Annotated in this window: 10 protein-coding genes and 1 pseudogene; 5 read left to right on the top strand and 6 right to left on the bottom strand. The window is 71.1% G+C overall.

What is annotated here, in order from left to right:
- Nucleotides 1–12: 12 nt before the first annotated feature.
- Entirely contained in the window at nt 13–870 is an 858-nt protein-coding gene (locus G3I71_RS31580) for an EamA family transporter (RefSeq protein WP_164319960.1), read from the top strand.
- Nucleotides 871–906: 36 nt separating this feature from the next.
- Here G3I71_RS31580 and G3I71_RS31575 read toward each other — a convergent pair whose 3' ends face one another.
- A complete protein-coding gene (locus G3I71_RS31575) occupies nt 907–1,698 on the bottom strand; it encodes an acyltransferase (RefSeq protein ID WP_164320044.1) in 792 nt (263 codons plus the stop codon).
- A 107-nt stretch (nt 1,699–1,805) separates the two neighbouring features.
- Here G3I71_RS31575 and G3I71_RS31570 point away from each other — a divergent pair, with 107 nt between their 5' ends.
- Nucleotides 1,806–2,333: a gamma carbonic anhydrase family protein gene (locus G3I71_RS31570; RefSeq protein WP_164319958.1), complete on the top strand. Its 528-nt coding sequence runs from the start codon at nt 1,806–1,808 to the stop codon at nt 2,331–2,333.
- A gap of 87 nt (nt 2,334–2,420) precedes the next feature.
- Here G3I71_RS31570 and G3I71_RS31565 read toward each other — a convergent pair whose 3' ends face one another.
- From G3I71_RS31565 to G3I71_RS31555, 3 genes and pseudogenes are all read right to left on the bottom strand, one after another.
- Nucleotides 2,421–3,065 carry a DedA family protein gene (locus tag G3I71_RS31565; RefSeq protein WP_164319957.1) on the bottom strand — a complete coding sequence of 215 codons (645 nt, stop codon included), beginning with the start codon at nt 3,063–3,065 and terminating at the stop codon, nt 2,421–2,423.
- A 194-nt stretch (nt 3,066–3,259) separates the two neighbouring features.
- Entirely contained in the window at nt 3,260–5,128 is a 1,869-nt protein-coding gene (locus G3I71_RS31560) for an RICIN domain-containing protein (protein WP_164319955.1), read from the bottom strand.
- Nucleotides 5,129–5,767: 639 nt separating this feature from the next.
- Nucleotides 5,768–6,141 (bottom strand): annotated as a pseudogene (locus G3I71_RS31555) (DUF4442 domain-containing protein).
- 97 nt (nt 6,142–6,238) lie between these two features.
- On the opposite strand from G3I71_RS31555, the gene G3I71_RS31550 reads away from it, so the two are divergent.
- A complete protein-coding gene (locus tag G3I71_RS31550) occupies nt 6,239–7,345 on the top strand; it encodes a hypothetical protein (protein ID WP_164319953.1) in 1,107 nt (368 codons plus the stop codon).
- Between the two features lie 113 nt (nt 7,346–7,458).
- Nucleotides 7,459–8,760 (top strand): MFS transporter, encoded by a 1,302-nt coding sequence (locus G3I71_RS31545; RefSeq protein WP_164319951.1) that lies wholly within the window; start codon nt 7,459–7,461, stop codon nt 8,758–8,760.
- Between the two features lie 36 nt (nt 8,761–8,796).
- Here the strand turns inward: G3I71_RS31545 and G3I71_RS31540 are convergent, their stop codons facing one another.
- Complete coding sequence (locus G3I71_RS31540; RefSeq protein ID WP_203731908.1) at nt 8,797–9,588, bottom strand: spermidine synthase; 792 nt, start codon at nt 9,586–9,588, stop codon at nt 8,797–8,799.
- Nucleotides 9,589–9,742: 154 nt separating this feature from the next.
- Nucleotides 9,743–10,924 (bottom strand): elongation factor Tu, encoded by a 1,182-nt coding sequence (tuf, locus tag G3I71_RS31535; protein WP_164319948.1) that lies wholly within the window; start codon nt 10,922–10,924, stop codon nt 9,743–9,745.
- Nucleotides 10,925–11,378: 454 nt separating this feature from the next.
- Between tuf and G3I71_RS31530 the strand changes: the two genes are divergently transcribed.
- Nucleotides 11,379–12,164: a TVP38/TMEM64 family protein gene (locus G3I71_RS31530; protein WP_164319946.1), complete on the top strand. Its 786-nt coding sequence runs from the start codon at nt 11,379–11,381 to the stop codon at nt 12,162–12,164.
- Nucleotide 12,165 lies beyond the last annotated feature (1 nt).

Here is a 12,165-nt window from a genome sequence, read left to right as displayed (position 1 = left end):
CGAGGCGTCCTCATGACCGCATTCTTCGCCCTGGTCACCAGCCTGCTCTGGGGGCTGGCCGACTTCGGTGGCGGCCTGCTGACCCGGCGCATGTCCGCGTTGACGGTGGTCGTGGTCTCGCAGTCGATCGCGGCGGTCGTGCTCGGCACGATCGTGGCCTTGACCGGCGCCTGGAGCGAGGCGGATCCGAGGCTCTGGTTCGCGGTCGCCGCGGGCGTCGCCGGACCGGTGGCCCTGCTCTCCTTCTACAAGGCGCTCGCCCTGGGCCCGATGGGCGTCGTCTCCCCACTCGGCTCCCTCGGCGTCGCCGTCCCCATCAGCGTCGGGCTCTTCCTCGGCGAGCGTCCCGGGCTGCTCCAGTTCACGGGGATCGCGGTCGCCGTCGTCGGGGTCGTACTCGCGGGCGGCCCGCAGCTCAGGGGCGCGCCCGTGCAACGGCGGGCGATCCTGCTCAGCCTGCTCGCGGCGTTCGGTTTCGGCACGGTGTTCGCCCTGATCGCGGAGGCCTCGACCACACTCACCGGCCTCTTCCTCGCCCTCTTCGTGCAGCGCGTGACGAACGTGGCCGTCGGCGGCGTCGCGCTGTACGTCTCGGTCCGGCGGGGCGGCGCCGCCCTCCCGGCAGGCGGCTTCCCCTGGCGCCTGCTCCCCGCGCTCGGCTTCGTCGGCCTCGCCGATGTCGCCGCCAACGGCACCTACTCGGTCGCCGCCCAGCACGGCCCGGTCACCGTGGCCGCCGTACTCGCCTCGCTCTACCCGGTGGTCACCGCCCTGGCGGCACGCGGATTCCTCAGCGAACGGCTGCGGGCGGTCCAGGCGGCGGGCGCGGGCCTGGCCCTCGTGGGCACGCTCCTACTGGCGACGGGCTGACGACCGACGACCCGACCGGCGACCGTGACCGCGGGATCAGGACTCGGCGCGTACGTCCCCGATGTGCTCCTCGGCGACCAGCTCCGCCAGCCGCGCCACCGCACCCTCGTCCAGCTCCGCCAACGCCCGCAGCTGATCCGGGGTGGTGCCCTCCGGTATCGGTGTGGGAGCCGGTGTCCGCAGAGGTGGCTGCCAGCCCCCGGCCGGCGTCCAGCGGCGTACGACCCTGGCCGGAGCCCCCGCCACCACCGCGTGGTCGGGCACCGTCCCGCGTACCACCGCACCCGCGGCCACCACCACGTTCCGCCCGATCCGCGCCCCAGGCAGGATCACCGCACCGGTGCCGATCCAGCAGCCCGGGCCGATCTCCACCGGCTCCATGCGCGGCCACTGCTTGCCGATGGGCTCGTGCGGATCGTCGTACGAATGGTTGGTGGACGTCACGTACACGTACGGCCCGAAGTAGCAGTCGCTACCGATGGTGACCGTCGTGTCGGCGATGACATGGCTGCCGCGGCCGAGGACGACACCGTCGCCGATGCGCAGGATGGGGTCCGGGCCGAGATCGAGGTCCGGCATCAGGCCCGCCGTCAGGGTCACCTGCTCGCCGACGATGCAGTGGGAGCCCAGTTCGATCCAGGGTTCACCAAAGACGGTGCCCAGCGGGAAGGCGAGCCTGGTACCTGTTCCCATCGCCCGGAAGGTCAGCCGCCCGGGGTTCTCGGCGGTGACGGAGCCTGTGCGCTGTACCCAGGCCCAGCCCGCGTGCACCGCGCGCTGCGCCAGCCGACGCCGCCATGACGAGAACGTGTTCTTGGGCTTGGGCACCCGCACACCGTACTCACGGCCGAGCGGGCCCAGCATGCCGCACACCTGTGATCTTCGCCCCACGGAGGTGGCGTACGGTCTGACGTACTCGAGGACCAGGAGGCGAGATGACGCACAAGGCGTTGATCACCGGCATCGGCGGCAGGGAACCGAAGGTGGACGAGGAGGCGTTCGTGGCGCCCCTCTCCTCGGTGATCGGGGACGTGACGCTTCAGGCAGGCGCGAGCGTCTGGTACGGCGCGGTGCTGCGCGGTGACGTCGAGCGCATCTCCGTCGGTGCCCGGAGCAACATCCAGGACAACTGCACGCTCCACGCCGACCCGGGCTTCCCCGTGACCATCGGCGAGCGTGTCTCCGTGGGCCACAACGCGGTGGTGCACGGCGCGACGGTCGAGGACGACTGCCTGATCGGCATGGGGGCGACGGTCCTGAACGGCGCGGTGATCGGCGCGGGCTCACTGGTGGCGGCACAGGCACTGGTACCGCAGGGAATGCGGATCCCGCCGGGCTCACTGGTGGCGGGTGTACCGGCGAAGGTGCGGCGGGAGCTGACGGAGGAAGAACGCCAGGGCGTAACTCTCAACGGCACGCACTACGCGGAACTGGCGAAGGCCCACCGGGAAATCCACGAGTAGGGCAACTCACCTGAGGGGCGCGGGGCTGTGTCGTTCTGCGGCTCCGCCCTGTGGGCGAGACAAACCACACGTGGCCCGCGCCCAGGATCACTCCCCAGCCCCTACGGTCTCAACGTCACGCAAAGCACCTTGTGCCTTCTTCGCCTTGTGCTTCAGCACCAGCATCGACGTCAGACCGAACAGCACCGCCAACACCAGCCCCAACCACGAGAACCGCTTCAACCAGGACTCCGCGACGACACCCACGTAATAGATGACCGCCGTGGTACCGCCCGCCCAGATGATCCCGCCAAGCACGTTGGCGATCAGGAACTTCCAGTACGGCATCCGCAGCACACCGGCCAGCGGCCCCGCGAAGATCCGCAGCAGTGCGACGAAGCGGCCGAAGAAGACCGCCCACATGCCCCACTTCTCGAAGGACCGCTCGGCGGTCGCGATGTGCCCCTCCCCGAAGTGTCTGGGGAACTTCGCCCCGAGCCAGGCCAACAGCGGCCGACCACCCTTGCGGCCGATGGCGTAGCCGATGGAGTCGCCGATGATCGCGCCGGCGCTCGCGCACGCGCCGAGGACGAACGGGTTGATGTCACCGTGCTGGGAGGCGAGCAGCGCGGCGGAGACCAGAATGATCTCGCCCGGCAGCGGAATGCCCAGGCTCTCCAGCCCGATGACCAGCCCCACCAGCGCGTAGATACTGACCGCGGGGATCGTCTCCAGCCATTCCTGCACGTGCAACGCCGGTTCCTTCCGATCTCGCCGTACGCCCGGTACGCCTGTGTCCCCGGCGTGCGCCCGGCCCCGGGCGCACGCCAAAAGCCTACCGGGTCAGGGTGACACCGTCGTCCGCGCGCGGGACACCCCCGTGCAGGAGAAGGAGCCCCGGTGTCACGACGCCGCGCGCATCCCGGCCGCCGACGACATCGTGTCGATCAGCTGAGCAGGAGCCCACCGACGGCCCCCGTGATGGTCCCGATCGCCTGTACCACCGTGACGCCGACGGGCTCCGCCACGTTCAGCGGCTGCGGTGGCAGAGCCGTCCCCGGAGCGGGCGCGGACTGCTCGCTGCCACTGTTCGCGACGTACCGGGTCTCGAACCGCTGGTCGGAAGTGGCCTCCGGTGAGGGCGTGGGCGCCCCGCCGGATCCCGAAGTCCCGCCTCCCGCATCAGGCTTGGGCTCCTGCTGCGACCCTTCCGGACCGCCCTCCCCCTTTTCCTTCTGCTGCTGTCCGGGCTCCCCGCCCTTCGCGTCCTCACCGCCCTTGCCGCTCTCCTGCCGGTCACCCTCCTTGGCGGAGTCGTCGGCCGCGGACGACTTGGAGTCGATCGTCCACATCTCCCCCGCCGACCCGGACCTCGTCCTGACCACCACGTCCGCGCCGGCGCGGAGCGAGACGGGCACGACGGCCAGTTCCTCGCGCCGCTGGGGCAGCAGTTCGCCCTGGACAGTGATGTCGTAGCGAACGTCGTCGGCGTTGGACCCGACGCACCCGGAGAGGACGACGTTCCCGTCACCGGCGTGGGAGTCGAGGCACAGGCTGGGGTCGGCGAGGCTGCGTAGGAGGCCGTCGTACTCGTACGACCACTGCTGTGTCCCGGCGGACGAGCAGGCGGCCAGCCGGGTCCCGGCGCCGGCCACGACCTGGCCGCCCTGGATGTCCAGGCACAGGCCCGTGGCGACATGGCGCAGCCTGCCGCGTTCCGTCACGCCGGGATAGGCGGCCGGGGTGGCCGGCGGCGAACCGTGGTCGGCGGGACTCGGGGAGGCGGTGTCCGGGGCGGCCGAGTAGCCGCTCGCCGTGCCCCAGGTGGCCGTCGGCACGGTGCTCTCGTCCGACCAGTTGCGGGCGCCGAGCACGCTCGCGAGCAGTGCGAAGGACATGACGCCGACTCCGACGGCAACGGCCCGCCTGCGCCTTCCCGGGAGGACGAACCCCTCGTCGGGCAGCGGGAGATGGGCCATGAACCGATGGCGGCCACCGGCACGCCCGTCGCCCCGGCCGGCCGGGCCGACGGGAGAGGCCCGCTGGCCGCCGCGTCCCGGGCGGGAGTCGAGGTAGCGGCGGGCTCCCCAGCCGAGCACCGCCTCTGCGAGGAGAGTGCCGAGTTCACCTTCGAAATGGCCGAGTTGCTCGGCGGCATGCCGGCAGTGAGGGCACGTCAGCAGATGCTGCTCGACATCGGGCAGCAGGGCACCACCGCGCCGGATCGAGACGTCGAGGAGACGGTTGTAGAAGCGGCATTCATTGGTCGGCGCGAGTTCGCGATGGGCACGTACACAGGTGGAGCGGAATTGTTCGCGGGCCTGCTCCAGCGCTGCCGAAGCGCTTGTGGAGTCCACTCCCAGCAGACCGGCCGTTCCGGAAATGGGCTCGGCCTCGACATCGGTGTGCCAGAGCAGGCACTGGGCCGCTCTCGGCAGAGCGCGGAATGACCGCTCGGCGAGTTGCCGCCTTTCGGATGTCCGGGCCCTCGCCGCGCGTAGACCTCGCGCACCAGTGGGTTTGCGGAGTTCCGGAAGCACCACCGAAATACCGTCTTCGGCGGACCACTCCCGGACCGTTTCCCGTACCGCTACGAGCAGTTGGGGCCGCAGCGCCTGATTCGACTCACTGCGCTCCAGTCGCCCGAACACCCGGTGGAAGGCCGACGTGGCCGCCATCGTGGCGAGGTCCCCCTCGGCCGCGAGACAGATGGCCGCGTAGTCGTACGTCGACTGCCAGTGCCGCGCCAGCAGCATCGCGACGGCGTACGCGCTCTCGCCCTCCACCCGCCCGCGCAGTTGCGCGGCGAGGTTCATGTCGGATTCGGCCGGGCTCGCGCCAGGACGAGGAGGGTAGGGCGGACGTGGGGGGGGTGGGGATTGCACAGAACCAATTCCTTCCAAGCCGCAGGACGGCACGAGCGAATTGCACATCCACGGGAAAGAGGCGCTTCATTGGTGCGTACCTACGACTCGTCAGCTGTGGGACTTCGGGTCGACCGGCACGGAATCCCGAGCGGGAAAAGGGGGTCTGACCTCCGCCCCCGCGCGAGTTGGCTCACACTCGCACACACGTCTCACCATAAACAAGCAGTCCGAGTGACCAAAGTTCAAAATGAAGAGAATTCAGATGTGTTACCGGCGGTATCCGCACCGACATTCGAAATAGCCCCCGGTCACCCGTCGAGTTGTGTGCACGAGCACCCGGATGGCACACACAATCTTCAACTTCCGGCCTCGCGGGGACGGTAGCGGGCACAAGGCACCGAGAGCATCGCCGTACACCGCCAGGCCGGGGCAGCCAGGCCCAACCGGCCGACGCCCGGACGCAGTTCACCACTGACACCGGCCTCACCGGCCGGCCGTCGGCCCGAAAAGCCCGAGACCCGGCAGGTCCGTGGACCTACCGGGTCGCAGCGGCCCCCGGGAGCCGGTGAACCGTTCGAGGGACGACCGTCAGCCGCTCGGACGGAGGGTGCAGGTGACGTTCATCTCGCCGGTGACGGCCCCGCCCTCACACTGGATGGCGAGGGTCACCGGGAACTCGAGCGCTTGCCCTCGTCAGGTTCGGCGACCACCTCGGCGGCGGGACGGCCGAGGGTCGCAGTGGCCTTGACGGGGCCGCGCGCGATCTCCCTGAACGCGATCTCGGCGGTGACGGGCAGCGGTACGCCGCGGGAGAGCCGATCGCCGAAGGCCGCGAGGACGACGGCCTCGCCGACCGACTCCCCGAGAGTGACCATGACACCAGCATGCGGTCCGCCGACGTGGTCGAGGTTCAGCGTGCGAACCATCGGCACCGTGGCGGCGAGAAGTTCGCCGATCGGCATCCGCTCCGCACTCACGGCCTTATGTTACCGATGAGTAGCCAGTTCTGGCCAGATACGGCCCGTCGACCGCCGACCGACCGCCGTATCGTTACCGGCCATGTGGCCAGAACAGCAGCCGCCCGGGGGCGAGCAGAACCCGCAGGACCCGCAGCACGCGCAGGTCCCGCCGCACAATCCGTACCAGCAGCCGGGCTATCAGCAGCCGAACCCGTACCAGCAGCCCGGATACCAACAGACGGGGTATCCGCAGCCCAACCCGCATCCCCAGCCGCCGCAACAGCAGCCGCAGCCGGGGTGGGGCGCGCCGACGCCGACGGGCGCGCCGCAGCCGCCGCCGGGCGGAGGTGGAGACGGGAACGGGAACCGGACGAAGATCACCGCGATCGTCGCGGCCACCGCGGTCGTGATCACGGCCGGGGTGACCGGTTTCCTCGTCCTGGGCGGCGACAAGGACAAGGAAGCGGGCACAGATAATAAGGACAAGCAGTCGAGCGAGTCCGCGCCGGCTTCGACGCCCGCCTCGGCATCCGCGGACCCGAGTGACTCGGCCTCCGCGCCGGGCTCCGACGACAACCCGCGGGACTCCCAGGCCGAGCAGCCGACCGTCGCCGGCTGGAAGGTGGTCGTGAATCCGAAGTGGGGCACCGCCTTCGACGTACCGGCGGACTGGGAGGTGGAGACGCCGGGCACGTACATCGGCTTCGAGGACGACGACGCCAAGGCGGGCGCCAAGCCGCTCATCACCATGTCGGCGCCCGCGTACTACAAGTCGAAGTGGTGCGTGTCGGACGACGACAAGGACGGCCGTACGTCGGACACCGCGCTCGCGGCCGTGGGCACCAAGGGCGCGAGCGGCGCGAAGAACGCCGACGAGGTCGCCGTGAACCAGGTCCCCTGGTGGGTCTACGGCGGCTACACACAGCCGGACAGGAAGAGCCTCGTCCTCGACGAGAAGGCGACGCCGTACACGACCAAGTCCGGCATCAAGGGCAGCCTCGCCCGGGCCCACTCGAAGAACACGCCCCGGACGGGGAAGTGCGCGAGCGACGGCAAGGCCATCACCTTCGGCTTCAAGAACTCGGCCGGCGACTACGTGGCGTGGAGCCTGTACGGCGCGACGGGTCTCCCCTCGGAGGTCCCCGAGAAGACGATCATGCAGATCCTGAGCACGGTGCGGCTGTACGGGGACCCGACAGGGGCGTGAGTGCCCCGCAGGGCGGAGCGTGGGTGCCGCTGACCGGCTGAAACCGGCCGGTTCCGGCCGGGGCGGGTCGGAAATGGATTGGCAAGTCGGCGGTGGCCCGCGATAGTCGCCCGGTGACCTCCGCCGACTCCCCCGCCGTACGCTCGCGCCTCCCCTCCTGGGCCGGCCGCAACTACAGGCTGCTGACCGTCTCGGCGGTCGTGACGAACCTCGGCAGCAACGGGGCGATGATCGCCGCCGCGTTCGCCGTGTTGGAGACGGGCGGCGACGCCGGTGACGTGGGCCTGGTGGCGGCGGCGCGGACGTTACCGCTGGTGCTGTTCCTGCTGGTCGGCGGCGTGATCGCCGACCGGCTCCCCCGGCATCGGGTGATGGTCGCCGCCAACGCCCTCAACTGCCTCTCGCAGGCGGCGTTCGCGGTGCTCGTCCTGGCGGGGGAGCCGCAGCTGTGGCAGATGATGCTCCTGACCGCCCTCGGCGGCACCGGGCAGGCGTTCTTCGGCCCGGCCGCCGAGGGCATGCTGCTGTCCTCGGTCGAGGGCGAGCAGGCCGCCCGCGCCTTCGCGGTGTTCCGGATGGCCATGCAGAGCGCGGCACTCGGCGGCGCGGCTGTCGGCGGCGCGATGGTCGCCGTGCTCGGGCCCGGCTGGGTCCTCGCGGTGGACGCGGTGGCGTTCGCGATCGCCGGGGCGCTGCGCTCGTTCCTCGACGTGAGTCACATCCCGGCGCGCCGGCCGGGCGGCGGGATGCTCGCCGATCTGCGGGAGGGCTGGCGGGAGTTCGCCGGACGGTCGTGGCTGTGGGTGATCGTCGTCCAGTTCGCCGTCGCCAACGCGGTCATCGGCGCCGCCCAGTCGGTCTACGGCCCGCTCGTGGCACGCGACAGCCTGGGCGGGGCCGGGCCATGGGGGCTGGCGCTGGCCATGTTCGGGGCCGGCACGGTCGCCGGGGCCGTGCTGATGATGCGCTGGAAACCACGTCGGCTGCTGCTCGCCGGCACGCTCTGCGTGTTCCCGCTGGCCCTGCCGGCCGCCGCGCTCGCCGTGCCGGTGCCGATCGCCGTGCTCTGCGCGGTGATGTTCGTGACCGGCGCGACGGAGGAGGTGTTCGGCGTGAGCTGGATGACCGCTCTGCATCAGGAGATCCCCGAGGACAAGCTCTCCCGCGTCTCCGCGTACGACTGGTTCGGCTCGGTCGCGATGCTCCCGCTCGCCACGGCACTGGCGGGCCCGGCGGAACACGCCTTCGGCCGCACACCGTCCCTGTGGGGCTGCGCGGTCCTGGTCGTGTTGGTGACGGCGGGCGCCCTGTCAGTACGGGACGTACGAAACCTCACCCGGCGCACGACGGAGGCCACCCGGGACACGGCCCAGGAGGCGCCGGTGCGGGGCGAGTTGGAGAGCACCGGCGGCTGACGACTGTTCCGCTGTCCTCGTCTCCTCCTCCGAGCCTCACCCGATACCGAACGCCCCCTGCGGCGGCACCGGTGACGGCACCGCCTCCTCGTCCCGTACGGGTACCGCACCCCCGATGAAGTCCCTAAGCGCGGGCCCGTGTTCGAGCCTGGCCGGGAAGGCGTCGGAGGCGACGCGCCGGGACAGGGCCGCCGGGTCCAGGGGGTGGTGCGAGGCCACGAGCACCGCGTTGCCGAAACGGCGGCCCCGCAGGACGCCCGGCTCGGCGATCAGTGCCAGCTCCTCGAACACCGCTGAGAAGGTGGCGAGTTGGGAACGCAGAAAGACGAAGGGCGCCGAGTCGGCCAGGTTGGCGAGGTAGACACCGTCACCGCGCAGCACCCGCCCGGCCTCTTCGGCGTACGTCAGCGACGTCAGGTGCGCCGGAACGCGCGAGCCGCCGAACACGTCGGCGACGATCACATCGGCGGAGGCGTCGGGCGCGGCTTCGAGCCAGGCGCGGGCGTCGGCCGCGTGCAGGGCGATGCCCGCGTCGGCGGGGAGCGGCAGATGCTCCACGACCAGGTCGAGCAGCCCGCGATCGGCCTCGACGACGTCCTGCCGGGAACCGGGCCGGGTCACGGCGACGTACCGGGGCAGGGTGAGCGCACCCCCACCGAGGTGCAGCACGTCCAGCGCCCGCCCCGGCCCGGCGACGACGTCCAGGACGTGTCCGAGCCGTCGCGCGTACTCGAACTCCAGGTGCGTCGGCTCATCCAGATCGACGTACGACTGAGGCGCCCCGTCGACCGTGAGCAGCCAGGCACGCTCACGGTCGACGTCGGGCATCAGCTTGGCGAACCCGTGATCGACGGCACGGGCAACGGGTATCGACTCGTCGTTCACTTTCTCATTGTGCCTGGGAGAAGCGCCGGAAAGGGGCGCGGGGAACTGCGCGACCAGCCACAACGGTCCCGCGGTCCCTCACGCACCCCGACCACCCTCACACGACGGCTGTCACAGTCCCCGCCCCCACGGTCCGCCCACCCTCACGGATGGCGAACCCGAGCCCCGGCTCCAAAGGCACCTCACGCCCCAGCTCGACGGTCATCGTGACCGTGTCACCGGGCCGCGCGACCCCGATCCGACCGAGATCGACGTCCCCGACCACATCCGCCGTACGGATGTAGAACTGCGGCCGATACCCCGTCGCCACCGGCGTCGTACGCCCGCCCTCCCGGGTGGACAGCACATACACCTGCGCGGAGAACCGCCGGCTCGGCACGACACTGCCGGGCGCCGCGACGATGTGGCCGCGTCGGACCGCGTCCCGTGGCACCCCACGCAGCAGCAGCGCCACGCTGTCCCCGGCCTGCGCCTCCTCCATGGGCTTGCCGAAGGTCTCCACGCCGGTGACGACCGTGTCCACGTCCGCGCCCAGCACCTCGACCCGGTCGCCCACCCGGACGGTGCCGCGCTCGACCGCACCCGTCACCACCGTCCCCCGGCCGGTGATCGTGAGGACGTTCTCGACCGGCAACAGGAACGGCGCGTCCACGTACCGCTCGGGCATGGGTACATACGTGTCCACCGCGTCGAGCAGCGCGTCGATCGACGCCGTCCAACGGGGGTCCCCCTCAAGGGCCTTGAGGCCGGACACCCGTACGACGGGTACCGCGTCGCCGCCGTAGCCGTGCGAGGTGAGCAGTTCGCGGACCTCCAGCTCCACGAGGTCCGTCAGCACCGCGTCCTCGCCGTCGTCGACGGCGTCGGCCTTGTTGAGGGCGACGACGATGTGGTTGACGCCCACCTGCCGGGCCAGCAGGACGTGTTCGGCGGTTTGCGGCATGATCCCGTCGAGCGCGGACACGACGAGGATCGCCCCGTCGAGCTGCGCGGCCCCGGTGACCATGTTCTTGACGTAGTCGGCGTGACCCGGCATGTCCACGTGCGCGTAGTGCCGGGTGTCGGTCTCGTACTCCACGTGCGCGATGTTGATGGTGATGCCCCGCGCGGCCTCCTCGGGGGCGCGGTCGATCCGGTCGAACGGAACGAACGTGCCGGAGCCGCGCTCGGCGAGCACCTTGGTGATGGCGGCGGTCAGGGTGGTCTTGCCGTGGTCGACGTGGCCCATCGTGCCGATGTTGAGATGCGGTTTCGTGCGGATGTATGCCGTCTTGGACATGCCGGTACCTCGAAGCCTCTTCGGTGGTACTGAGTGTTGGCCCCGGCGCGGAGAACGCGGCCGGGACGGGGACCCCGAGGAAGTTCGCCGACCCTCCCCCTGCGGGGTCCGCCGGACGATCCGGGAAGGGTCAGCTTCGGGCGCCGTCGACGGCTGCCGCGATGATCGGGACGGCAGCCTTCGGGGCATCCGCGACTGCGGATGCTGCGAGGAGGAAGGCGTACCGGAACATGAGGCCGATCCTCGCCGACGCGTCACGGTACGTCGAATGGTTTTCCGCGAACGACAGCCAAAGGGGACAGGCGCGTCCATCACCGTGGCGCATGTCACGGCGTGCAGTTTCCGCAGGGTGTGGGCGCACGTGTCACCCGGCGCGCCGGTAGTCCCCCCTGTTGTTCCACCGTTGAGACGAACCATACGGCGATCACACATACACGTCGGTTAGTGTCGGCGAATGCTCGATGCCACCACCCGCTCTGGGGGCACCGCCACGGCCACTCCCCGGGCCATCGCCACGGAGCTCGCCCCGCTCTCCCCCACCGTCATCGTCGTCGCCCCGGTCGGCGGCCTCGCCGCGCGCTGCACGAGAGCACTGCTCTCACCGTGGTCGCGGCTGTCGCTCCTGGTGCTGCTGCTCGGTGCTGCCGCGTCGTGTGTCCTGCTCTTCGAACCGCAGCGGCTGCTCGCCGACGGCTGGCCGCCCCAGGTCGGCGGTGCCGCCGCGGCGATGGTCTTCGGGGCCGCGTACGGGCTGTGCACCGTGGCGTTCGTGCCACGCCCGCTGCTGAACCTCGCGGCGGGCGCGCTGTTCGGTTCCCAGCTGGGCCTCGCCGCCGCCCTCGTGGGCACGGTCCTGGGCGCCGGGGCGGCCTTCGGCCTGGGCCGCGTCCTCGGCCAGGACGCCCTGCGCCCGTTGCTGCGCGCCCGCTGGCTCCAGGCGGCGGACGGCCAGCTCAGCCGGCACGGCTTCCGCTCGATGATGGCGGCGAGGCTGTTCCCGGGGGTGCCCTTCTGGGCCGCCAACTACTGCGCGGCCGTCTCCCGCATGGGCTGGCTGCCGTTCCTGATCGCGACGGCCCTCGGGTCCGTCCCGAACACCGCCGCGTACGTCGTCGCCGGGGCCCAGGCCTCGTCACCGACCTCCCCCGCCTTCCTGATCGCGATGGCCTTCATCGCCGTACCGGCCGTGGTGGGCACCGTGGTGGCCTGGCGCAAGCGACACCATCTGCGCGGACACTGAT

This window comes from Streptomyces sp. SID12501, from assembly GCF_010550245.1.
Classification (GTDB): Bacteria; Actinomycetota; Actinomycetes; order Streptomycetales; family Streptomycetaceae; genus Streptomyces.
This window is presented reverse-complemented; position numbering and strand designations above follow the sequence as displayed.

Excerpts from the sequence above, each read along its gene's own strand:
- G3I71_RS31580 (WP_164319960.1), top strand. The coding sequence starts at position 13 with ATGACCGCATTCTTCGCCCTGGTCACCAGCCTGCTCTGGGGGCTGGCC.
- G3I71_RS31570 (WP_164319958.1), top strand. The coding sequence starts at position 1,806 with ATGACGCACAAGGCGTTGATCACCGGCATCGGCGGCAGGGAACCGAAG.
- G3I71_RS31560 (WP_164319955.1), bottom strand. The coding sequence starts at position 5,128 with ATGAACCTCGCCGCGCAACTGCGCGGGCGGGTGGAGGGCGAGAGCGCG.
- G3I71_RS31550 (WP_164319953.1), top strand. The coding sequence starts at position 6,239 with ATGTGGCCAGAACAGCAGCCGCCCGGGGGCGAGCAGAACCCGCAGGAC.
- G3I71_RS31540 (WP_203731908.1), bottom strand. The coding sequence starts at position 9,588 with ATGCCCGACGTCGACCGTGAGCGTGCCTGGCTGCTCACGGTCGACGGG.
- tuf (WP_164319948.1), bottom strand. The coding sequence starts at position 10,924 with ATGTCCAAGACGGCATACATCCGCACGAAACCGCATCTCAACATCGGC.
- G3I71_RS31530 (WP_164319946.1), top strand. The coding sequence starts at position 11,379 with ATGCTCGATGCCACCACCCGCTCTGGGGGCACCGCCACGGCCACTCCC.